The following is a 22697-nucleotide window of genomic DNA, read 5'->3' on the forward strand; positions in this document are numbered from 1 at the left end:
CTTTTACCCTCATAAAACGTCACCTCAGGTTACGAGCTTTTCTTCACAGCGTGCGTCAACTGCGGTTGCGGTTCTTCATTTGACAGCCAGTCGTGCAAATAATGCTCGATCTGTTCCAGCGAACGATTTCGTGTTTCCGGTACATAGCGAACCACAAAAATGGCTCCTACTATTCCGACTAGCGCAAAAATAAAGAACGCTCCCGATAAGCCCACCGATGCCAGCAGGATCGGGAACATCAGCGAGATAAGGAAATTAGCGATCCACATAGCAAACACGGCGCCGCCCATAAATATCCCACGCAGACGTGTAGGGAAAATTTCAGACAATAGCAACCAGGTCACGGGTGAGAGTGCTCCTTGCTGGAAACTCAAAAACATCAGCATTCCCAGCAGCACCATATAACTGCGCAGTACATCAGGTTGACCATTTACCGTCTCCGGCATGAAATAACTGACGGCACCAATAAACACCAGACAGGCGGTACAGCCAAACTGCCCCAACATCGTCATGGTACGGCGCCCAATGCGCCCCAGCAGCCAGATACCAACGAAAGTCATTAATACCGAAATAACGCCATTGGCAATGGTGGCAATTAAGGCTGCGTTATCGCTCATGCCCACGGCTTTTAACATGGTCGGAGCGTAATACATGATGGTATTCACCCCGGTTAACTGCTGTATGACCGCAATCCCCACGCCAATCAAAAATAATTTAAACAGCCAGGGTTGGCGAAGTTCACGCAGGCGTGGGCGCGTTTCATGTTGCTCTTCAGCTAAGGTCTCTTCTATTTCCGTGAGTTCCCACTCAACATCTTGTTTAGCTCGCGTGCGTTCCAGCACCTGACGCGCTTCCGCCAACCGCCCTTTCATCGCATACCAACGCGGTGAGTCGGGCATAAACAGCATGCCAAACCACAGCAGCACGGCAGGCACCGTCGCGACCGCCAGCATCCAGCGCCAGGTAGCATCACCGCCCCATACCGCGTTAAATCCGGCGTTGGAGATGTAAGCCAACATCTGCCCGGAGACGATCATCAGTTCTTGCATGGTCACTAACTGGCCACGTTTGTTGGCGGGCGCCATCTCCGCGATGTACACCGGAACCGTCGCTGACGCTCCCCCCACCGCCACACCCAATACCAGGCGGAAGAAAATCATCCATTCAACGTCAGGTGCTAACGCGGTGCCGATTGCGCCAATGGCGAAAATCACCGCCAGCACCAGAATGATTTTTCTCCGCCCGGCCGCGGCGGCAAAGTGGCCTGACGCCAGGGCACCAAAAGCCGCGCCAAACAGCAGGCTGCTGGTGACCAACCCCGTGGTAAAGGGTGTCAGATGGAGATCGTTACCCATAAATAACAGTGCGCCAGAAATCACACCGGTGTCATAGCCGAACAGCAACCCCCCTAAGGTGGCAATCATTGCTATTACCTTCACAAAGGGTTCAGTGCGCGTGCTGCTGTTCGGCCCTGATGCTTTGTTGGGGGTAAGGTAGTTTTCCCGCGGCATAATCCAATCCTTAACAGTGAGAGAAGATTTAAAAATAGTTTATTTCAACCAACAGGAATAATTATGAAATTTAAATTTTGCGTGACGGATCATAAACACCGTATTTACATGCGGAGCAGATCACAAAAATGGGCTTTACTGCGGGTAAATTGGTGAAGAGTGATCAGAGAGGAATTTGCATTTAATCCAAAATGAAAATTTTCGTTCCAAAATGGGCGGAGTGTGATGCCTGATGCTGGGGCAGCCCGCAGACTGCCCCATTTACGATTAAGGCACCGTGGTGGCAGGGCCAAACACGGAATATTCAGGCAGATTAACGTTCTGATAAGGTTCCCAGCCGCCGCCCAGCGCTTTGTACAACGCGACTAAATCCAGTGCACTCTGCATGCGTGCCTGTGTCGATTGTGCTTCTGCCTGCGCTAACTGGCGCTGTGCGTCCAACACATCCAGGAAGGTGGAAATCCCCTGCTTGTAGCTATCACTGGCGAGATCAAATGCTCTCTGCAATGCGCCAGTGGTTTCATCCAGAGCTGTCACCTGCTGCTGATCGGCGCGATAGCTGACCAGGGCATTCTCGACATCCTGCAAGGCGGTCAGCACCGTCTGGCGATATTCCAGCGCCGCATTGGCCTGCTGCGCGCGCGCCAGTTTCACACTGGAGACCAAACGCCCGCCCTGGAAAATCGGAATGGAGAGCGAGGGTCCAATGCTGTAGAAATGGCTGCTCCAGTCATCCAGATAGCTGGCATCGGTGTTGCGAACCCCGAGTTGACCCGTCAGTGACAGGCTGGGGAACAGATCCGCCACCGACACGCCGATGTTGGCGGTCTGCGCATGCAGATTGGCTTCCGCTTGCCGAATATCCGGACGTCGCCGCGCCAGCGTGGATGGGATCCCCACCGCCACCATTTTCGGCAGCGCGGGTAACGCTTTACTGCTCATCAACTCGTTATCCAGTGCGCCCGGCGTTTTGCCCAGCAAAACCGCTAAGCCATTCATGGCCTGCCGCTCCTGCGATTGATAACCTGGCAATTGCGCATTCAACGAGGCCAGCTGTGCACGCGCGTTTTCCACATCGGTGAGCGGTGCCATGCCGTTACGCTGCTGGCTTTGCGTCAGTTCCCAGGTTTGCTGCGCCACATCGATTTGCTGCTGCAGCTTGTTGAGCACCGCTTGCGCGCCGCGCAGTTGCAGATAGGCGCGCGCTACTTCCGCTTCGAGCGACACGAGCGCATCATTGCGCTGTTCGATGGCGGCCTGCTGCTGCGCATCTGCGGCTTCCATCTGACGCCGCACTTTGCCCCACAGATCCAGCTCCCAGCTGGCGTCAAAGCTGCCCTGATACAACGTGACCGAGTGATCGAGGCCATTCAGCTGGCTGGCAACGTCACTGTCCACCTGATCGTAAACCCCGTTGGACTTAAGTAAGCCTTTTAAACCCAACTGCTGACGGGTTACTTTGGCTGAACCATTGAGTGACGGAAAAAGCCCTCCGCGCGCCTGTGCCAGTTGCTCACGCGCACCGGCAATGCGCAGCACCGATTGCTGCAAGGTTAAGTTACCTGCGATGGCGCGTTCGATTAGGCTATCCAGCTGTGGGTCATTAAAGCTTTTCCACCATAGCGGGTTGGTGGCCGCCGATTGCGGCTTTGAGGCTTCCTGCGACGGTAAATCGCGATAGCTGCCCGGTGTCTGTGCATGGGGAGGCTGATAATCAGGACCCACAGCGCAACCCGCCAGAAGCAGAGAGAGCGCCAGCAAACTCAAGCGCGAAGAGGTGATCATTTTAATGTGCTCCTGCACTGCCTTCGCTCTTGATCGGCGAAAGCAACCAACAAAATGGAATCAACAGCAAGGCCACAATACTCAGACCCATAAAGACGTCGATATACGCAAGGATACGCGCCTGCGCAATCATCTCTTTGTACAGCTGACCGGTCGCCAGCGTCAGTGGATCACCGACGGCGCTGGTAAAGTCGCGAATCGCCTGCGCCCAATGCTGCAAAGTCAGGTTGAACGGCTCGTTAAGCGGCGTCATGTTATGCACCATATTCGCTGAGCGCGTCTGCATACGTTCGGTAATCCCTGCCGTTGCCAGTGAAATCCCGATCGATCCCGCCACATTACGGAACATGGTAAACAATGCCGATGCATCCGCATTGAGCCGTTGCGGCACCGTAATAAAAGCAATGGTAGTCAGCGGCACAAACAGAAAACCCAGCCCAATGGACTGTGCACTGCGCATCAATACCAGGGTGGTGAAATCAACATTCGGCGTTAAGGTCGTGGAATAAAAGAAGGCGCTGGCGAGACAGGTAAAGCCGAAGGCAATGATGTAGCGTGTTTGCACAATCGGCATCAGCTTCAGCACCAGCGGAATAGTCAGAACGATCAATATCGCACCAGGCGAGAGTACCAGCCCCGACCAGGTCGCGGTATAGCCCAGATCCTGCTGTGCCAGCTGTGGAAGTACCACCGAACTGCCATACAGAATCATCGCCATGCCTGCCATCAGCAAACCGGCCACCCAAAAGTTACGATCTTTCATGACCGTGATATCCACCACTGGTTTACGTGCATACAGCAACCAGTAGACGGCGCCGACAATGCCGATCACCGCCAGCATGCAAAACAGGCGTATAAAGTGCGAGGCAAACCAGTCTTCATCTTCGCCACGGTCGAGGAACACCTGCAAACAGCCGAGTCCAAGGGTGATCAAGCTGATGCCGATGTAATCGACTTTCAGCTTGCCCTTCGCCCATTTACGCTCCCACGGCGGATCTTCCAGCAGCTGATAGATCGCCAGCACCGTTAAAATGCCGACTGGGATGTTAATGAAGAACACCCAGCGCCAGCTGTAGTTATCGGTGATCCAGCCGCCGAGTGTGGGGCCGATCACTGGCGCAACGATAATCGCAATCGACGAGAGACCAAAAGCTTTGCCACGATCTTCCGCTTTAAAGTAATCGAGGAGCACCGATTGCTGAACCGGCTGCAAACCGCCGCCGAAAAAGCCCTGCAACACGCGGAACAGAATGATTTGCCATAGCTCGGTGGCGATACCGCACAGGAACGAGCAGATGGTGAACATGACAATACAGATCAGGAAGAACTGTTTACGCCCAAACAAGCGGCTAAAGAAGGCGGAAATGGGCAACACAATGCCGTTGGCTACCAAATAGGAAGTCAGCACCCAAGTGGATTCGTCGTAACTGGAAGAGAGTGAGCCGGCAATGTGCGGCAGCGCCACGTTAACGATGGTGGTGTCGAGGATCTCCATAAACACCGCCAGCGTTACCGTGATGGCGACCAGCCAGGGATTGCTGGCCGGACGCCAGCTTTCGTTCGCACTCATTCGACGGTGACCTTCGGCTCAACCGACAGGCCCAGTGGCAGCGGATGATTCGGATCCAACCCTTTATCGATAACGATTTTCACCGGCACGCGCTGCACAATCTTCACATAGTTACCGGTGGCATTTTCGGCCGGGAAGGTGGAGAAGCGCGAGCCGGAGCCCATCTGCACGCTGTCAACGTGCCCTTCCAGCTTCATATCAGGCCAGGCATCGATACTGATATCCACTTTGTCACCGGGATTCATCCGAGCCAGCTGTGACTCTTTGAAATTGGCATTGATCCAGATATCCGGCGACACCAGTGAAAACAGCGCCGTGCCGGCCTGTACCAGTGTGCCGACCTGCACGTTACGCTTGGTGACAAAGCCATCGTAGGGGGCGCGCACTTGGGTATAAGAGAGATTCAGTTCGGCGGTGTTGAGCTGTGCCTGCGCCTGCTCAACCTGCTGCTGGCGCGCCTCCACATTGGTTTCCTGCTGACGAATCTGCAATTGCACCTGTGAAGCCACTTCGACCTGCGCTTTAGCACTTTGCATTTGTGCTTCAGCGGAGCGCAACTGCGCGGCCGCAGTATCGATGTTACGTTGGGAAGTCGCGCGAGGATCTACGCCGCGCTGACGACGATAATCCGCCTGCGCATTCAAAAGATTGGCCTGAGCTTTTGCTTGATCGGCTAACGCCTGATCGCGCTGCGCAGGATACTGCACGCGAGACAGCGCTAATTGCGCCTGTGCCTGATGCAGTTGCGCCTTCGCCAGACCGAGTTGGGCTCTGGCCTGATCGCGTTGGGCACTGGTATCGCGCGGGTCGATCTCCACCAGCAAATCGCCCTGCTTCACCCGCTGGTTGTCTCTCACCAGCAGCTTCACCACATAACCCGCCGCTTTCGGCGCGATGGTCACCGCATCGCCTTCGGTAAAGGCATCATCCGTGCTTTCAATATTGCGCGTGGTAAACCAGAACCACAGTCCCACCAGCAGCATGATCACGACCACGATGGCAAGAATGATCAGGGGCTTTTTGCCGGGGCGTTTACGTTGCGGTTCATTGTTTTCTTGACTGGAGTCTGAAGCGTGCTGCGCATCCTGCTGCTCGCGAGCGGGCGGCTGATTGTGGTTATCACTCATAGGTTATCATCGCTGGCTGTGATCCCGATCCACGGGCAAAAACGGTCAACTTAACCTTAGATCGAAAATTGACAAATGCCAGTACAACTTTACACAACCCAACAATCAACGCATTTTCTGCCACTGAGGGCGATAACGCGCTGAATAACCAGCGCGTCAGCTTCACCTGCAGGACAAATTGGCTACCTTAATGTAGCCAGTGCAACAGAAACCAACCGCACAGCATCGACCACGCCAGCATGGGCAGAGAAAACAGGTGAAAGCGCCACCAGACTTTGCTGTCCTGCGCCATACGCAGCGCAATCAGGTTAGCCAGTGAACCCGGCAACAAGCCGAATCCGCCAATGTTGACGGCCCAGGCGAGCACCTCAGAAGGCGGCACTTTTTGCAGCAACAGAATGGTTGCCGGCACATTACTGATGACCTGTGAAAGACCGATCGCCAGCAAATACATTCCCCCTTCGCTTAAATGACCTATCGCGGCAAAATACGGTTGCAGCAGGGGAAGATGCATTAGTAAAAACACATCGATGAACATCGCGACAAATACCAGTAACAAGCTCCAGTCAATACTGATCAATACGCTGCGCGCCATCATCAGGAAGCAGCCTGCCACCAATAACAGTGCCCATCCGGTCATTTTCAGCTCTAAAGCGACAATAAACACCAGATAGAGCAGCACGCTGATGATAAACAACGGTTTTTGCCATTGATGCGCTTCGCTTTGCGCATGCTTCTGAATGGTTCGTTTGGGAAAACTCCACCAGGTGAGCGCCATCAGGCTGATCATTAATACCGCAGCCAGCGGTGACATCTGCAGGATAAATCCCGGCACGCTGAGTGTGCCGTGGCTCCATAACAGAATATTTTGCGGATTGCCCACCGGCGTCAACAGCGATCCGGCATTCACCGCCAGCGCTTCAAAAATGATCAGTCGGGAAATCGGCAGACGTGAGAATTTGCGCAACGTCAGCGTCAGCGGCACCAGAATAAACAGCGCCACATCGTTGGTGAGAAAGGTGGAAAGTAGCGCTGCGGCACAGACCATAAACAGCGCCAGCGTGCGCTCATGTTGAAAGCGCTGTACCAGACGTGCGCCGAGCACATCGAAATAGCCGCTGTTTTCCAGTCCTTTGGTCAGCATCAATAGCCCGGTGAGCGTCATGATGGTGTGCCAGTCAACGGCGGCAGGCAATTGCGGCCAACGATACTCCGCCAGCGGCAATAAAATCACACCCAAAAGCAACAACAAATGTAAAATACGATCACGCATTAAGGAACGCAGTACGATGGGCATGATGGCGGAAGGCCTTGTAGGTTAGCGGCTCTCGTAAAACTTCTGGAAGACGGCGAGGGTTTCATCACTGACGTGATGTTCCAGACCTTCAGAATCCCGGCGGGCAGTTTCCGGGCTAATACCTAAAGCCAGCAAGAAGGTTTCCACAATGTGGTGACGCACACGGCTCGCTTCAGCCAGCTTTTCACCTTCAGCCGTCAGAAACACGCCGCGATAGGGAACCTGTTCCACCAGACCCGTGGTGCCTAAACGCTTCAACATCTTTGCCACGGTGGGTTGTGAAACGCCGAGGCGCGCGGCCATATCGACCTGACGGGCTTCACCAAATTCACGAATCAAATCAGAGATTAACTCTACGTAGTCATCAATAAGTTCACGTCGATGCGCTTCGCGCACCTGGCGAAATCCTTCGACATGCTCCTCTATATCTTTAAGCGGCCCCTGGGGCGTATTGGTGGCGCTCTTTGCACGACGACTCATTCAGCTTCCTCTTTATTATCTGCCGCACTTTACCTGCGGTGCGGGCCTGGCTGCGCTCATTGTAAACCAGGCACAAATAAGCACAAATTTTTCCTAAATAGTGTTGGCTAAAGAGTATAGCCAGTGCTATCTTTGTTCGTAATGTAAGCGAATAGCTTATTTAGGAGGCAATGATGAGCGCACCCTATCTGCTGCTACTCCTTTTCCTGCTGTTTATCGCAGGTTTATGCTTACTGTTACGTCGTTATTCATTCGGGAGGTGAACATGACCACCATGAAAAACTGCCTCGACTGTGGCAAATGCTTCCAGGTTGAGCAGAGCAAACCGGCTTTTGAGCTGAAATCGCTGCTGTGCCTGTTTAAACGCTCGCCCTTTGCCCTGCGTCTGATGCTGATTGAAAAGCTGACCGGCAAACAGCTGACCGAGCGCCCCTGCCCCAATCTCATCTGGCGCGGCTGATTCATCCATAAATTCCTTCTCAGGATCCGTTTCTCTGACGGATCCTTTGCACGATCTCACATTTTGTTACCTTTTTCGTCCCACTCTTTCTAATGTTATTGAACAAATTCCAAATCCCTGCGCTTACTGTGGCTGAATCGCTTCAGGCATTGACATAACTTTACCTTCAACTTCGCTTAAACGATTAGGCTGCTAACATTTAGCTTGCAACCTTTTGTGACGTCTGATTAATCTCCTCATAACAAAAAATTACATACTTATAACAAAATCAACCCAGGGTGGGTTTTTTCGTAAGGAAGATTAGCAATGTCACTTAAAAAGCCTGAAGAGCAACCGTCGGGCCGGAGACGATTTTTACAAAAATCGCTCTCGCTCATTCCCCTCGCCGCCGCAGCCAGTACCGGTGTGGTTTCTCTCTCCTCCCCCGCAGCCGACAAGCCACAAGGCGTGTTATCTGATTATGTTCCGGCCTACTTCAACGATAAAGAGTGGAAATTTCTGCTCGCGGCACTGGATCGCCTGATTCCCGCCGACGCCAACGGTCCTGGTGCCGTCAGTGAAGGTGTACAGGTGTTTATCGATAAGCAGATGGAATTGCCTTACGGCTATGGTCGCCTGTGGTACATGCAAGGCCCGTTCGCCGATTCGATTCCGGAAATGGGTTATCAATCCCATCTGGTACCGCGCGATACCTACCGATTGGGCATCGCTTTAGCTGATCGGCACTGTCAGCAGCATTATCAAAAAGACTTTTACCAACTGGAGACGGCGCAGCAGGAAGAGGTTCTGCATGCGCTTGAAGCCGACAAATTGCGTAATGATGCTATTCACGGCAAGCAGTTTTTCGAGCAGCTACTGGAAAACGCCAAAGAGGGTTATCTCGCCGATCCGATTCACGGCGGCAACCAAACGCTGGCCTCGTGGAAAATGATTGGTTTTCCCGGTGCACGTGCGGATTTCGTCGATACCGTACAGCAGCCTAATAAACCCTACCCCCTTGGCCCAGTCAGCATTTCCAGTAAAAGGAGCGTGTAATGGCGGCAGTAAAAAAAGCGCCCGTCGATGTGGTCATCGTCGGGTTCGGCTGGACCGGTTCGCTCATGGCGATGGAACTGGCCAGTTCTGGTTTGAATATAGTGGCACTGGAGCGCGGCGAAAATCGCGATACCTACCCCGACTTCTCCTATCCGCGTATTGCCGATGAACTGACTTACGGTATTCGCTTAAAACTGTTCCAAAACGCCTCGAAAGAGACCGTGACGGTTCGCCATACCACGCAGGAAACCGCGCTGCCATATCGTCGCTTCGGTTCCTTCCTGCCCGGTGATGGCGTGGGCGGTGCCGGTACACACTGGAACGGTCAGCTGTGGCGTCCGCTGGAAGCTGACTTGAAAATGCGCAGCACGGTCATCGAAAAATACGGGGCTGATTTCATCCCGAAAGACATGACGGTGCAGGATTACCCATTCTCTTATGACGAGATGGAACCCTACTTCGATAAGTTTGAGAAAATTTGCGGTGCGGCGGGTCAGGTCGGTAATCTCAACGGTGAAAAAGTCGAAGGGGGTAACCCGTTCGAATCCCCACGTAAAAATGGCTATCCCACTAAGCCGCTCGAGACGTTGTATGCTGGCGAACTGTTCTCCAAAGCAGCGAAACAACTCGGCTATCATCCGTTCGAATGTCCCGCCGCTAACTGTACCGAAGCCTGGACAAACCCTTACAACGTTCAGCTTGGCGTGTGTAACTACTGTGGTTACTGCGAACGCTTCGGTTGCTTCAATTATTCCAAAGGTTCACCGCAAAGCTGTGTTATCCCTGCTCTGAAACCGTTTAGTAACTTTGAGTTACGCACTCAGGCGCACGTGATTCGCGTTAATACCGACAGCAGCGGCAAAAAAGCCACCGGCGTAACCTATATCGATGCGCAAGGTAACGAAGTCGAGCAACCGGCTGACCTGGTGATCCTCAGCGCCTTCCAGCTGCACAATGTGCGCTTACTGCTGCTGTCAAAAATCGGTAAGCCATATGATCCACAAACCGGTGACGGCGTAGTGGGCAGGAACTATGCCTACCAGATGACCGGCGGCATCAAGCTGTTTTATGACAACGACAACTGGTTCAATCCGTTTGCGGCAACCGGTGCAACCTCAACCGTTATCGATGATTTCAATGCAGAAAACTTCGATCACAGCAAAGTCGGTTTTGTCGGCGGTGCCACCATTTCGGCAGCCTTCTCCGGCGGACGTCCCATCCAGCAGATGGGCATCCCTAAAGATGCGCCGCGCTGGGGCTCCGGCTGGAAACAGGCCATCAAAGATAATTATCTGCACAACATGAACGTCGGCTCGTCCGGTTCAGTGATGCCGTATAAGCAGTGCTATCTCGACCTTGATCCCACGTACCGTGATATCTACGGCCAACCACTGCTGCGTATGACGTTCGACTGGCAACAGAACGAGCTGAAGATGACCAACTTCATCAAAGATAAGGCCGAGGAGATCGTCAAGGTGATGAATCCTAAGCACTATGAAGTGGGCTTCAAAACGCTCAACAGCCATTACGATGTCCGCCCTTACCAATCAACGCACACCACAGGTGGTGCCGTGATGGGCGACGATCCGCGTACCAGCGTGGTGAACAAGTTCCTGCAAAGCTGGGATGTACCGAACGTGTTTGTGACGGGCGCATGCTGCTTCCCGCAAAACCTGGCGTACAACCCCACCGGGATTGTCTGTGCCACCGCATTATTCGCGGCGGATGCGATTCGCAACCGCTATCTTGCTAACCCTGGTCCGCTGGTTCAGGCCTGATAAGGAGCGTTATAGTGAAATTTTCCGCACTCTTTTTCGCTCTCAGCGGCGCGCTGATCAGCCACGCCGCATCAGCCGCGACCGATGCCTCGGTTAAGCAAGGCGAGTATCTGGCCAAAGCGGGCGATTGCGCCGCATGCCATACCGCAGCAGGTGGACAACCTTTTGCCGGTGGGCTCAAAATGAGCACGCCGATCGGCGCCATTTACTCCACCAACATTACGCCAGATAAAACACACGGTATTAGCGACTACAGCTACGATGACTTCGTCAAAGCGGTACGCGGGGGTGTCGCTAAAGATGGCAGTTCGCTCTATCCGGCTATGCCATACCCGTCATATGCCAAAATCAGCGACAGTGATATGCACGCGTTGTATGACTACTTTATGCAGGGTGTGAAGCCGGTAAGCCAGGAGAATCACAAAAGTGATATCCCGTGGCCGCTCAGCATGCGTTGGCCGCTGGCGTTCTGGCGCTGGACCTTTGCCGATGACAGCACTTACGCTCCGGTTGCCGGTCAATCAGCACAGTGGCAACGCGGTGCTTATCTGGTGCAGGGGCTCGGTCACTGTGGCTCATGCCACACTCCTCGTGGCATTGGCTTCCAGGAGAAAGCCATGGGTCAGAACAGCAAAGGCTATCTGACCGGCGGCACATTGGAAGGCTGGCATGCGCCAGACCTGACCGCCAGCCCGGCAGCGGGTTTAGGCAGCTGGTCCGAACAAGATATTGCCCTCTTCCTGAAAACCGGCGCGAATAAGCAAGGCGCTGCCTTTGGTTCGATGACGGATGTGATTGCACACAGTACTCAGTACCTCAGTGATGAAGATCTGAATGCGATTGCCGTCTATCTGAAGTCTTTACCGGCTGCGGATAACACCGCTGCACCACAGGCCAGCGATGCGACGTCGCAAGCGCTGTTCAAAGGGGATGTCAGCCAATCAGGCGCGCAGGTTTACGTGGATAACTGCGCTGCCTGCCATCGTACGGACGGTAAAGGCTATGCCAGTACCTTCCCGGCGCTGGCGCATAATCCGGCCTTGCTGAGTGAAGACCCGTCATCAGTGATCAGTGTCATTTTGAAAGGCGGTCAGCGTGCGATTACGCAACAGGCACCGACCGGTTTCACCATGCCAGATTTCGCCTGGCGCCTGGATGATCAGCAGGTCGCTGATGTCGCTAACTTTATTCGCAATGGATGGGGTAATAAAGCGGCACCGGTAACGGCCGATCAGGTGAAAAAGATCCGCGCGACCCTTCCTCCTGCCCCGCAAAAATAGGCATAAAAAAACGGCCCATAATGGGCCGTTTCATGTGCAACTCTGGTCTAAGCAAAAACTTAGAAGCTGTAGCCTACGCCAGCAATCCAGGTGCCAACGTCTACGCTACGGATACGGCTCTGCTCGTAACCCACGTCAACAGCAACGTTCTGGATTGGGTTGAACTGCATGCCTGCGCCGTAGGAGAAACCGTAATCGCTGGTGTCAGATTTAGACTGTGCAGCTGCGTCATTCGCCTGGTACTTACCGTAACCGATACCGACCACGCCGTAGATGCTTGCCCAGTCGTTCAGACGGTAAGCAGGACCACCGGTGATGCCGTAGTACTGGCCTTTGTTGTAAACGCCAGCGTCAGTGCGGTCTTTTTCGGTGTAGGTGAAAGAACCGATCCAACCCAGTGGGTTAGTACCATCTTCGTAACGGTATTTCAGGTTGAAGCCGTTTGCTTTGTTAGCAACGCCCTGATAATCGCTCTGCGCGTAACCAGCAGAAACGGTGCTCTGCGCCATGGCTGAACCTGCTGAAACTGCCAGTACACAAGCCAGTGCTGAAAGACATGCAATTTTTTTCATAAACCACCTCAAATGTGAATATACTTCTCTCCTGACAACGCTGAAAATATAACAAAAATTAGCAAGAAACTCTGCCCGCTATTTGTTGTCTAAGAGATTGTTTGGTGTAACAGAAAGTTAATGAAGTTTCCTATGTCATTCATTTTACTTATAAAAAGCGTCATCTTCCTGCAATAATATTTCGTGCTATAAAAAATGCCTTTAAGGATATTCCTAAACTAACCTGACATTTCTTTACTTAAATGGCCCGGAAAACGGTTATTTCCCAGGCTGTCGCAGCATTTATTTTCCCTCTTACACACCTCCTTATTTCCTTAAGATTCCTTTACACTGGCGTTTTGTTGCTGTGTTGTTAATCACTACGGGATTGAATTACAGGATGTCTACGCCTCAGACGAACGCCAAAATGGCCCCGGTTTTGTTTCCGATTGCCGTGCTACTGATTGCCATGCTCTCGCTTCAGGGCGGTGCTTCCCTGGCAAAATCACTGTTTCCTACCGTAGGGGCTCCGGGCATCACCGCATTGCGTCTCGGACTGGGCACCCTGATTTTGTGCGTCATCTTTAAGCCGTGGCGTTTACGTTTTACCCGCGCCCAGCGTAAACCGCTCTTGATGTACGGTCTGGCGCTCGGTTGTATGAACTATCTCTTCTATCTATCGATCCGCACCGTGCCGCTGGGCGTGGCGGTTGGCCTGGAATTTCTGGGTCCTTTAACCCTGGCGCTGGCCGGTGCGCGACGTCCCCTCGATTTCCTGTGGGTAGTGCTGGCGGTCACCGGTTTGTGGTTTCTACTGCCGATTGGTGATGGCATCAGCCATATCGATCCGCTGGGTGCGCTGTTAGCCGTGGGAGCAGGTGCCTGTTGGGCGGTCTATATTCTGGCGGGGCAACGCGCCGGTGCGGAACATGGTCCAGCGACGGTTGCCATGGGATCATTGATCGCCTCAGTGATCTTCGTCCCCCTCGGGTTAACTTTTGCTGCGCCCGGCATCTGGCACTGGGAAATACTGCCACTGGCGCTGATTATCGCCCTGCTCTCCAGTGCCATTCCTTATTCACTGGAGATGATGGCCTTAACCCGCTTGCCGGCTCGCATCTTTGGCACGCTGATGAGTCTGGAACCCGCGATGGCCGCACTTTCAGGGATGTTGTTCCTCGGTGAGCTGCTAACGCTGAAGCAGTGGATCGCGCTGCTGGCGATTATCGCCGCGTCGGCGGGTTCGACACTCACCATGAAACAGAAGAGTGCCAAAATAAGCGAAGTGGATATTAATAATCCGCAATAAATAATGCCAAATTCAGCCTGTTAAGCTGCAGGCTGAATATATAAGCATTCTCATTATCTTTTTTCTCATCACCATCTTCGGTTTTGTTATTATTTTGCAACATCATTGATAAGCAATTAACACGCAGTGTAAATCATTGTTATGAATGCAAAATATATAAAACGCTCAAATCCCGCACAACATGAAGGTTTATCTATTCCTGTCATCGGTTTAAACAATCCTGCACAGCCAAAAACTGCTGCTATACTTATTCCCGTGCTTGATTAGGACAACCATCAATTAGAGGATATTAATGATGAGTACCGCAAAACTGGTTAAAACTAAATCGTCTGATCTCATTTACACCCGTAATGATGTTGCTGATAGCGATAAGAAAGCGACCATCGAGGTGCTCAACCGTCTGGTAGTGGAGTTTATTGATCTGTCACTGATCACCAAGCAGGCGCATTGGAACATGCGTGGTGCCAACTTTATCGGTGTGCACGAAATGCTGGATGGCTTCCGTACTGCCATCACCGATCATCAGGACACCATTGCAGAGCGTGTTGTACAGCTCGGCGGCGTGGCGCTGGGTACCACTCAGATCGTCAACGACAAGACGCCATTGAAAAGCTATCCGCTCAACATCCACACCGTTCAGGATCATCTGAAAGCGCTGGCCGATCGTTACGCGATTGTTGCGAACGATACGCGTAAGGCCATCAGTGAAGTAAGCGATGAAGACACTGCAGACATTTTCACGGCGGCATCGCGTGATTTGGATAAATTCCTGTGGTTCATCGAATCCAACATCGAATAATGTCAGTTACAGCGAAGGCGGGTTATCCCGCCTTTTTTTATGTCTGTAACATTTTGGTGCTTTTTTTGACGTCGTTAACAAATTCTTAATCCTACCTTTCCCTTGCTAAGCCCTTGGTGCACACTGTGCCTGCACCACAACAGCACGATGCACTATTTTGGTGAGCCATATTAGTGCAGACTTTTCGACTACAGCAAAATCGCTTCAGCCAGGCCCTGCATCCTGCTGATTTCGACCAAAATGAAAAGTTGGCATAATTTTTTCATATGAATAGCCGTACATCAGGCCATCAGGTCTGAAGGGTAATAAGGAAAATAATGATGAAGTCTTTGATTAAAGTCTCCGTGGCCGCGCTGGCGCTGGCCTTCTCGCTTTCTTCCACTGCAGCAGATAAGAAACTGGTCGTTGCGACCGACACCGCATTCGTGCCTTTTGAATTCAAACAGGGCAACGACTATGTTGGTTTCGATATCGACCTGTGGGCCGCTATCGCCAAAGAACTGAAGCTGGATTACACCCTGAAGCCAATGGATTTCAGCGGTATTATCCCAGCACTGCAAACCAAAAACGTTGACGTGGCACTGGCCGGTATCACCATCACCGACGAGCGCAAAAAAGCCATCGACTTCTCTGACGGCTATTACAAAAGTGGTCTGTTAGTGATGGTGCGTGAGAACGAAAACAACATCAAAGGCATCGACGATCTGAACGGCAAAGTGGTTGCGGTGAAGAGCGGTACCGGTTCTGTTGATTACGCAAAAGCGCACATCAAGTCTAAAGATCTGCGTCAGTTCCCGAACATCGACAACGCTTACATGGAGTTGGGCACCAACCGTGCTGACGCCGTGCTGCACGACACGCCAAACATCCTGTACTTCATCCACACCGCCGGTAAAGGTCGCTTCAAAGCGGTTGGCGAGTCTATCGAAGCTCAGCAGTATGGCATCGCCTTGCCAAAAGGCAGTGATGAGCTGCGTAATCAGATTAATGGCGCGCTGAAAACCCTGCGCGACAACGGCACTTACAACACAATTTATAAAAAATGGTTCGGCAGCGAGCCAAAATAATTCCGGCCTAAGCCGATTTGTTCCAGCAGGGAGCTTCGTCTCCCTGCTTTTTACATTTCCATTGCAACAGATTTTGGAGTTACACCATGGAGTTTGACTGGAGCGTCATTTGGCCAGCCCTGCCGATTTTGATCGAAGGCGCCAAAATGACCCTGATAATTTCCGTACTCGGCTTAATTGGCGGGTTAATCATTGGTTTAGTCGCCGGCTTCGCACGCGCGTACGGTGGATGGATCGCCAATAACATCGCGCTGGTGTTCATCGAGCTGATCCGCGGTACGCCAATCGTGGTGCAGGTAATGTTTATTTACTTCGCCTTGCCGATGGCCTTCCCGGACCTGCGTATCGATCCGTTTACCGCTGCCGTGGTCACCATCATGATTAACTCCGGTGCCTATATCGCGGAAATCACGCGTGGTGCCGTGCTGTCGATCAACAAAGGCTTCCGTGAAGCAGGCCTGGCGCTGGGTCTTTCCCGTCGTGAAACCCTGCGTTACGTCATCATGCCGTTGGCACTGCGTCGTATGCTGCCACCGCTCGGTAACCAGTGGATCGTGAGTATCAAAGATACCTCGCTGTTTATCGTGATCGGCGTGGCGGAATTGACCCGTCAGGGTCAGGAAATCATCGCCGGAAACTTCCGCGCGCTGGAGATCTGGAGTGCCGTTGCGATTATCTATCTGGTTATTACGTTGGTGTTGAGCTTTGTACTGCGCCGTATTGAGAAGAAGGTGAAAATCCTGTGATTGAATTTAAAAACGTCTCTAAAAACTTCGGCCAGACCAAAGTCCTGCACGACATTAACCTGAAGATCAATCAGGGTGAAGTGGTGGTGATTATCGGGCCATCTGGCTCAGGTAAATCGACCCTGCTGCGCTGCATCAACAAGCTTGAAGAGATCACTACCGGTGACCTGATTGTTGATGGCATGAAAGTTAACGATCCTAAAGTCGATGAGCGTCTGATTCGCCAGGAAGCCGGTATGGTGTTCCAGCAGTTCCATCTGTTCCCACAGATGAGTGCGCTGGACAACGTGGCTTTCGGCCCAATTCGTGTGCGCGGTGCGAAGAAGGACGACGCACAGAAACTGGCACGTGAACTGTTAGGTAAAGTCGGCCTCGCCGAGCGTGCGCACCACTTCCCAGCCGAACTGTCTGGTGGTCAGCAGCAGCGTGTCGCCATCGCCCGTGCACTGGCGGTGAAGCCGAAAATGATGCTGTTTGATGAGCCAACCTCTGCACTCGATCCAGAACTGCGCCATGAAGTGCTCAAGGTGATGCAGGATCTGGCTGAAGAAGGCATGACGATGGTGATTGTGACGCACGAAGTGGGCTTCGCTCAGAAAGTGGCTTCGCGTCTGATCTTCATTGATAAAGGCACTATCGCTGAAGATGGCAATCCGGATGAGTTGATCACCAACCCACCGAGCGATCGTCTGCGTGAGTTCCTGCAGCACGTATCATAAATGACGAGGCGGCTGTAAAGCCGCCTCTTCTTCCGTAAAGAATTTTCCTTTCAGAATCTTCACCTTCCATCACTGACTATACTTTTTCTCTTGTGCCGTTGCGCGTTGCTCAAGGAGAAGGTCATGTCGTTTGCCCGCCCATCATGGTGCCTTACCATATGGATGCTGCTCTGTCTGTTCCTCGTTCCCACCGCAAACGCGGTCAATCTGCCGCAGGCCGCCGTCGCCGCTCAACAAACGTCAACGCCCGCTGCCAACACCACCGCTGAAGCAGAGCCAACGCTGGAAGATAAAAAAGCCGCTTATGCCGCGCTGGCGAATATTCTGGAGAATAACGATTCGCGTCAGGAATTGATCGATCAGCTGCGTCAGGCCGCCACCAGTAAAGCCAACAATGAACAACCCGTCCTGGCACCACCGCAGGCTGAGCAGGAAGATCCCACGGTACTGGAGAGCGTCACCAACGTCACACGCGAATACGGGGGTGCCGTTGCCTCGCAGTTTGTCCGTTTGCACGACAACATCGTTAACGCGCCGCACAAATCCTTTAATCAGCAAACCTTCTTCAATGCACTGAAGTATTTCGCCGGGCTCGCCGCTGCCGTTTTTGCTTTTTACTGGTTCACGCGGCTGTTGATGTATCCCGTGTGGCAGCGCATGGGCCGCTGGGGGCGCAATCATAATCTGGAGCGCACCAAGTGGCTGCATCTTCCTGCCACCATCGTCGTCGCCTTTCTGCTCGACTTAGTGCTGCTGGCGCTGACGCTGTTTGTGGGTCAAATCATCAGTGATAACTACCACAACAACAACCGCACCATTGCCTATCAGCAGGGGCTGTTCCTCAATGCCTTTGCGTTGATTGAGTTTTTCAAAGCGGTGTTGCGATTGATATTCTGCCCACGCTTCCCCACCCTGCGCTTCTTTCATCTTTCCGATGCACGTGCCGCATACTGGAACACGCGTCTCAGCTGGCTCAGCGGCACCATTGGTTATGGCTTACTTGTGGTGGTGCCGATCGTCGGCAATCAGGTCAATATGCAAATCGCTGCATTGGTGAATGTACTGATCATGTGCATTATGACCGGCTGGGCGCTGTGGCTGATTTTTCGCAATCGACGTAACATCCACGACGAACTATCGCGTTTGGCCGATCGCAGTATGAGTTTCTTTGCCTTGTTTATTCGCGCCTTTGCGATGGTGTGGCATTGGCTGGCGAGCGCCTACTTTATCGCGCTGTTCCTGTTCTCGATCTTCAATCCGGGTGACAGCCTGAAGTTTATGATGTCCGCCACGGTGCGCAGCATGGCGATTATTGTTATCGCCGCGCTGATTTCCGGCATGCTGACGCGCTGGATTGGCAAAACGCTGACGCTTTCGCCGGATCTGCGTCGCAACTATCCTGAGCTGCAGAAACGCGTCAATGACTGGGTGAAAGCACTGCTGAAACTGGCGCGGGTGATCACCGTGTTCGCCACGCTATTGCTGCTGCTTAATGCCTGGAATCTGTTTGATCTCTGGCACTGGCTCACGCTGGGAGCCGGGCAGAAAATGGTGGATGTGCTGATTCGTATCGTGATGATTTTACTGCTTTCTGCCATCGGCTGGACACTGCTGGCTAGCCTGATCGAAAGCCGTCTGGCTTCGGATTCACACGGAAGGCCGATGCCCAGCGCACGTACGCGCACCTTACTGACGCTATTCCGTAACGCGCTGGCGGTGGTGATCAGCACCATCACCATTATGATTCTGCTGTCAGAAGTGGGCGTTAACATCGCGCCGCTGCTAGCGGGTGCCGGTGCGCTGGGGCTGGCAGTGTCATTCGGTTCGCAAACGCTGGTGAAGGATATTATCACCGGTATCTTTATTCAGTTTGAGAATGGCATGAATACCGGCGATCTGGTGACCATTGGCCCGATTACCGGCACGGTGGAGCGCATGTCGATTCGTTCCGTCGGCGTGCGACAGGATACCGGTGCCTATCACATCATTCCCTGGTCTTCGATTACCACTTTCGCCAACTTTGTGCGCGGTATTGGCTCGTTTGTCGCCAACTATGATGTAGACCGCAGTGAAGACACCGAGCGCGTGAATGCGACCTTGCAGGCGGCGGTGAAAGCGTTGCTGGAGAATCCGGATATTCGCGGCATGGTGATTGGCGAACCGAGTTTTTCCGGGCTGGTAGGCTTGACCAATCAATCCTTTACCGTGCGCGTCTCATTCACCACCCAACCGCTGAAGCAGTGGACAGTGCGTTTTGCGCTGGATGATAAGGTGAAGAAGCATTTTGATGCCGCAGGAATTAGAACGCCGCATCAGACGGTGGAAGTGATGCAGACGGGTAACGATGTGGCTTCGGCGGCTACGCTGGCAGCACTGCCGCCGCCCAATCCATCGTAGCATCACACAGGGACGGCACCTGGTTGTCAGATTCCGCGCCTGCATGACGGGGCCGGAACTCGCACCTGCCGTCTAACCGGTGCCGATGGCGATCGCTAAATTCAGCGCGAGAACTGAAGTGGGACATTGCCAGGGCTCATTTCAATGTGGACTGCAAACACAAGGCGGTACGGCTTAGCGCAAGTGATCAAATGGGCGGGCCAGAGCCCGCCTCCATATTTTACACCCAGAGAAACACGGCCTCCGCGCCCGTTGAATCAGCGCACGAGGCGTTTAGTGCGCGCAACGGGCGGCAGGAAAGTCCAGGCGATAAAGCGGCTCTGTTTCTGCCCCTGTGCCATCTCAATGATTCGCACTTCCTCAACATCGAGATCGCGCAACTGATCGCGCAGCGCAGGCAGGTTCTCTTTGCGCGAAACCAGTGAGGTAAACCAGACAATACGATCCGCGTAAGCCACACTCTCGTCGATCATCTTACCCACGAACTGACGTTCTCCGCCCTCGCACCACAGTTCCTTGTGCTGACCACCAAAGTTGAGTGGTGCATTTTTACCTAAGCCCAGATTGCGCGTTTTACGCTGACCCACCATCGCCGCTTCCTGTGCCGATGCATGGAACGGTGGGTTACACAGCACCGCATGGTAGCGCTCATTTTTGTGCACCACACCGGCGAAAATGGCGGAATCGTCTTTCTGACGACGCAGGCGCACACCGCGTTGTAAGCCGGGATTGCTGGCGACAATCTGGTTAGCAGCGGTAATCGCTTCAGCCGTGATATCCGTACCGGTGAAACGCCAACCGTATTCCGCGTGTCCGATTAGCGGATAGATGAGGTTGGCACCGCAACCGATATCCATAATATCGACATCGCGTGGCACTTTGCCGCCGTTGTCGCTGGCCAGCAAATCAGCCAGTGCATGCACATAGTCAGCACGACCTGGTACGGGTGGTGTCAGGTAGCCTTCCGGTAGCTGCCAGTTCAGGTTATAAAATAGTTTGATCAGCGCCTGATTGAGCAGCATCACCGCTTCAGGATCGGCAAAATCTACCGACAGCTCGCCGTAGCCATTTGGACGCACTTTCACCGCCAGCGGCGGATGGGCGGCGGTCAGAGCAGCAAAATCATAACGGCCCTGATGGCGATTACGGGGATGGAATGGCGAGGTGGCGGTTGGCTTGTTCATAGATTCTCCGGAAAGTAGCGCGGGCGTAAGATACGCTGGATGGCGGCATCGCACAATCCGCTTACACGATTATCTGTATTGCATTTAAACCTAATATCCCCAAATTGAGTCCCAAATAATTCGTGCTACAACAGACGGGCATTAAGGTCATCCCTTTCCCGATAACCGAGATTGGGATGCCATGACACCGTTGTGGTGCGAAGTTTATCAGACAAGCCAGGAGCGCTAATGCGACAACGTTATACTTATCAGCCACGAAGCGGGCATGGTTTACCACACGATCCGCTGAACGCTATTGTTGGTCCCCGCCCCATCGGCTGGGTGAGTTCGCTGAGCGCCAGTGGCCAGCGCAACCTGGCACCCTACAGTTTCTTCAACTGTTTTAACTATCATCCCCCCATCATCGGTTTCGCCAGCAGCGGCTGGAAAGACAGCGTACGCAATATCAGTGAGAGCAAAGAGTTTGTCTGGAATCTGGCCACTCGTCCGCTCGCCGAAGCGATGAATGAAAGTTCTGCTTCTGTGCCGCCTGAACAAGATGAGTTCGCACTCGCAGGATTGACACCAATCGCTGCCTCGCACGTCAACGTCAGCATGGTGGAAGAGAGCCCGGTTAATTTTGAGTGCCGTCTGACCCAGCTGATTCGCCTGCAGGATGTGCAAGGCACTGAACTGGAGAGTTGGCTGGTGTTGGGTGAAGTGGTGGCGATTCATATCGATGAAGCGTTGCTTGAAGAGGGTATTTACCAGACCGCAAAGGCGCAACCTATTTTGCGAGCTGGCGGCCCATCGGCGTATTACGGCATCAGTGAGGATTTGCGGTTTGATTTGGTGCGCCCGGATGCGCGCCGGGGTTAATTTTTTGCAGGCTGGCGGTTCCGGTTCAAATTCAGTTTGAAACATAGGTTAGGATTGCTGGCTGAAATGCGGGTTGGCTTACAACCGATTTAACGCTGGCTGGGGGCGCAGGGAGGCTGGCGTCCTCGCGCCGCTGACGCGGTGCCCTCACTTCGTTCGTCTGCCTGACGGAACGGCGGGGATGGCACATCCCTGTGCCGCCCCGCCTTTCGCCCGCGTCCCTGCGGGCTATCCTGGCAGACTCACTCTGCTCGGCGCTGCGGATTGCCTGCCCCCCTGCGCCCCCAGCCAGCTCATAAACTTTCGTGCGTTTTGTTTAAAGGCACTTTTCTTCCCATAAGCTTCAGTGCGTTATGTCACCAACCGCATTTTTGTCCATAAGCTTGATTATGTGATGCTAATGAGACTATCAGCCTATTCATAAACTTCAGCCAATAAGAACTCACATCGGCTCACAAACTTGAATACGCTTTGTCAAATACCGCACAAGTGTTAGTGGCCGTAGCACCTCTGATGCTGCAAGGGCTATCCACAGCGCTGAGGCTTTTACGTTGGGCCAGGAGATCCACGCAGGGATGCGTGGATCAGTTCGGGGCCGACCAGGGATGGTCGATCCCCGAACGGTCCGTCGGCACGACGTGGAAGCCGAGGGCACCGCGTCAGCGGCGCGAGGACTGCCCGGCGGCAGCAGAGATGCTGCGGCCCGCACCCACACGCACCCAGCAGTTCAGCAGTTCAGCAGTT

Annotated in this window: 19 protein-coding genes; 11 read left to right on the forward strand and 8 right to left on the reverse strand. The window is 53.3% G+C overall.

Annotated features, from left to right (window positions below; all coding sequences use genetic code 11):
• Nucleotides 1-29: 29 nt before the first annotated feature.
• The 6 genes from VI01_RS03680 to mntR form a co-directional block, all read right to left on the reverse strand.
• Entirely contained in the window at nt 30-1511 is a 1482-nt protein-coding gene (locus tag VI01_RS03680) for a sugar porter family MFS transporter (protein ID WP_045814024.1), read from the reverse strand.
• Nucleotides 1512-1778: 267 nt separating this feature from the next.
• Nucleotides 1779-3296, reverse strand: coding sequence for an efflux transporter outer membrane subunit (locus VI01_RS03685; protein WP_369801857.1), 1518 nt, complete (start codon nt 3294-3296; stop codon nt 1779-1781).
• A gap of 1 nt (nt 3297) precedes the next feature.
• Complete coding sequence (locus VI01_RS03690; protein WP_045814025.1) at nt 3298-4866, reverse strand: DHA2 family efflux MFS transporter permease subunit; 1569 nt, start codon at nt 4864-4866, stop codon at nt 3298-3300.
• A complete protein-coding gene (locus VI01_RS03695) occupies nt 4863-5993 on the reverse strand; it encodes an HlyD family secretion protein (protein ID WP_045814026.1) in 1131 nt (376 codons plus the stop codon). Before VI01_RS03695 ends, VI01_RS03690 begins: the two co-directional genes overlap by 4 nt.
• Before the next feature lie 187 nt (nt 5994-6180).
• Nucleotides 6181-7290 (reverse strand): SLC13 family permease, encoded by a 1110-nt coding sequence (locus VI01_RS03700; RefSeq protein WP_045814027.1) that lies wholly within the window; start codon nt 7288-7290, stop codon nt 6181-6183.
• Between the two features lie 21 nt (nt 7291-7311).
• On the reverse strand, nt 7312-7770 hold the full coding sequence (mntR, locus tag VI01_RS03705) for a manganese-binding transcriptional regulator MntR (RefSeq protein ID WP_045814028.1): 459 nt from the start codon (nt 7768-7770) through the stop codon (nt 7312-7314).
• A gap of 265 nt (nt 7771-8035) precedes the next feature.
• On the opposite strand from mntR, the gene VI01_RS03710 reads away from it, so the two are divergent.
• The 4 genes from VI01_RS03710 to VI01_RS03725 all read left to right on the forward strand — a co-directional run bounded on the left by VI01_RS03710 (nt 8036) and on the right by VI01_RS03725 (nt 12323).
• The gene (locus VI01_RS03710) at nt 8036-8230 is read left to right on the forward strand and encodes a hypothetical protein (RefSeq protein ID WP_045814029.1); all 195 of its coding nucleotides are present in this window, start codon (nt 8036-8038) and stop codon (nt 8228-8230) included.
• Nucleotides 8231-8536: 306 nt separating this feature from the next.
• Nucleotides 8537-9265, forward strand: coding sequence for a gluconate 2-dehydrogenase subunit 3 family protein (locus tag VI01_RS03715; RefSeq protein WP_045814030.1), 729 nt, complete (start codon nt 8537-8539; stop codon nt 9263-9265).
• Nucleotides 9265-11043 carry a GMC family oxidoreductase gene (locus VI01_RS03720; RefSeq protein WP_045814031.1) on the forward strand — a complete coding sequence of 593 codons (1779 nt, stop codon included), beginning with the start codon at nt 9265-9267 and terminating at the stop codon, nt 11041-11043. The genes VI01_RS03715 and VI01_RS03720 overlap by 1 nt, the downstream gene beginning before the upstream one ends.
• 11 nt (nt 11044-11054) lie before the next feature.
• The gene (locus VI01_RS03725; protein WP_052696962.1) at nt 11055-12323 is read left to right on the forward strand and encodes a cytochrome c; all 1269 of its coding nucleotides are present in this window, start codon (nt 11055-11057) and stop codon (nt 12321-12323) included.
• Nucleotides 12324-12382: 59 nt separating this feature from the next.
• On the opposite strand, the gene ompX is transcribed toward VI01_RS03725, so the two are convergent.
• The gene (gene ompX / locus VI01_RS03730) at nt 12383-12895 is read right to left on the reverse strand and encodes an outer membrane protein OmpX (protein ID WP_034820897.1); all 513 of its coding nucleotides are present in this window, start codon (nt 12893-12895) and stop codon (nt 12383-12385) included.
• 379 nt (nt 12896-13274) lie between these two features.
• Between ompX and rhtA the strand changes: the two genes are divergently transcribed.
• The 6 genes from rhtA to ybiO all read left to right on the forward strand — a co-directional run bounded on the left by rhtA (nt 13275) and on the right by ybiO (nt 19911).
• On the forward strand, nt 13275-14183 hold the full coding sequence (gene rhtA / locus VI01_RS03735) for a threonine/homoserine exporter RhtA (RefSeq protein ID WP_045814032.1): 909 nt from the start codon (nt 13275-13277) through the stop codon (nt 14181-14183).
• Nucleotides 14184-14478: 295 nt separating this feature from the next.
• Nucleotides 14479-14982 (forward strand): DNA starvation/stationary phase protection protein Dps, encoded by a 504-nt coding sequence (gene dps, locus VI01_RS03740; RefSeq protein WP_038647945.1) that lies wholly within the window; start codon nt 14479-14481, stop codon nt 14980-14982.
• A gap of 320 nt (nt 14983-15302) precedes the next feature.
• Nucleotides 15303-16049 carry a glutamine ABC transporter substrate-binding protein GlnH gene (gene glnH / locus VI01_RS03745; RefSeq protein WP_034820906.1) on the forward strand — a complete coding sequence of 249 codons (747 nt, stop codon included), beginning with the start codon at nt 15303-15305 and terminating at the stop codon, nt 16047-16049.
• 86 nt (nt 16050-16135) lie between these two features.
• Complete coding sequence (gene glnP / locus VI01_RS03750) at nt 16136-16795, forward strand: glutamine ABC transporter permease GlnP (protein ID WP_038647949.1); 660 nt, start codon at nt 16136-16138, stop codon at nt 16793-16795.
• A complete protein-coding gene (gene glnQ / locus VI01_RS03755) occupies nt 16792-17514 on the forward strand; it encodes a glutamine ABC transporter ATP-binding protein GlnQ (protein WP_038647952.1) in 723 nt (240 codons plus the stop codon). Before glnP ends, glnQ begins: the two co-directional genes overlap by 4 nt.
• 162 nt (nt 17515-17676) lie before the next feature.
• Nucleotides 17677-19911 (forward strand): mechanosensitive channel protein, encoded by a 2235-nt coding sequence (gene ybiO, locus VI01_RS03760; protein WP_231638457.1) that lies wholly within the window; start codon nt 17677-17679, stop codon nt 19909-19911.
• 257 nt (nt 19912-20168) lie between these two features.
• On the opposite strand, the gene rlmF is transcribed toward ybiO, so the two are convergent.
• Nucleotides 20169-21095, reverse strand: coding sequence for a 23S rRNA (adenine(1618)-N(6))-methyltransferase RlmF (rlmF, locus tag VI01_RS03765; RefSeq protein ID WP_045814034.1), 927 nt, complete (start codon nt 21093-21095; stop codon nt 20169-20171).
• 228 nt (nt 21096-21323) lie between these two features.
• On the opposite strand from rlmF, the gene VI01_RS03770 reads away from it, so the two are divergent.
• Nucleotides 21324-21953 (forward strand): flavin reductase family protein, encoded by a 630-nt coding sequence (locus tag VI01_RS03770; RefSeq protein ID WP_045814035.1) that lies wholly within the window; start codon nt 21324-21326, stop codon nt 21951-21953.
• The last annotated feature ends 744 nt before the right edge of the window (nt 21954-22697 follow it).

This window comes from Pantoea sp. SM3, assembly GCF_000963995.1.
In the GTDB taxonomy this organism is placed as follows: Bacteria; Pseudomonadota; Gammaproteobacteria; order Enterobacterales; family Enterobacteriaceae; genus Pantoea; species Pantoea rwandensis_B.

Coding starts and splice junctions, on each gene's coding strand:
- rhtA (WP_045814032.1), top strand. CDS start 13,275: ATGTCTACGCCTCAGACGAACGCCAAAATGGCCCCGGTTTTGTTTCCG.
- ybiO (WP_231638457.1), top strand. CDS start 17,677: ATGCTGCTCTGTCTGTTCCTCGTTCCCACCGCAAACGCGGTCAATCTG.
- VI01_RS03720 (WP_045814031.1), top strand. CDS start 9,265: ATGGCGGCAGTAAAAAAAGCGCCCGTCGATGTGGTCATCGTCGGGTTC.
- VI01_RS03695 (WP_045814026.1), bottom strand. CDS start 5,993: ATGAGTGATAACCACAATCAGCCGCCCGCTCGCGAGCAGCAGGATGCG.
- glnP (WP_038647949.1), top strand. CDS start 16,136: ATGGAGTTTGACTGGAGCGTCATTTGGCCAGCCCTGCCGATTTTGATC.
- VI01_RS03700 (WP_045814027.1), bottom strand. CDS start 7,290: ATGCCCATCGTACTGCGTTCCTTAATGCGTGATCGTATTTTACATTTG.
- VI01_RS03710 (WP_045814029.1), top strand. CDS start 8,036: ATGACCACCATGAAAAACTGCCTCGACTGTGGCAAATGCTTCCAGGTT.
- VI01_RS03685 (WP_369801857.1), bottom strand. CDS start 3,296: ATGATCACCTCTTCGCGCTTGAGTTTGCTGGCGCTCTCTCTGCTTCTG.
- VI01_RS03770 (WP_045814035.1), top strand. CDS start 21,324: ATGCGACAACGTTATACTTATCAGCCACGAAGCGGGCATGGTTTACCA.
- ompX (WP_034820897.1), bottom strand. CDS start 12,895: ATGAAAAAAATTGCATGTCTTTCAGCACTGGCTTGTGTACTGGCAGTT.
- VI01_RS03715 (WP_045814030.1), top strand. CDS start 8,537: ATGTCACTTAAAAAGCCTGAAGAGCAACCGTCGGGCCGGAGACGATTT.
- VI01_RS03680 (WP_045814024.1), bottom strand. CDS start 1,511: ATGCCGCGGGAAAACTACCTTACCCCCAACAAAGCATCAGGGCCGAAC.
- rlmF (WP_045814034.1), bottom strand. CDS start 21,095: ATGAACAAGCCAACCGCCACCTCGCCATTCCATCCCCGTAATCGCCAT.
- mntR (WP_045814028.1), bottom strand. CDS start 7,770: ATGAGTCGTCGTGCAAAGAGCGCCACCAATACGCCCCAGGGGCCGCTT.
- dps (WP_038647945.1), top strand. CDS start 14,479: ATGAGTACCGCAAAACTGGTTAAAACTAAATCGTCTGATCTCATTTAC.
- glnH (WP_034820906.1), top strand. CDS start 15,303: ATGAAGTCTTTGATTAAAGTCTCCGTGGCCGCGCTGGCGCTGGCCTTC.
- VI01_RS03690 (WP_045814025.1), bottom strand. CDS start 4,866: ATGAGTGCGAACGAAAGCTGGCGTCCGGCCAGCAATCCCTGGCTGGTC.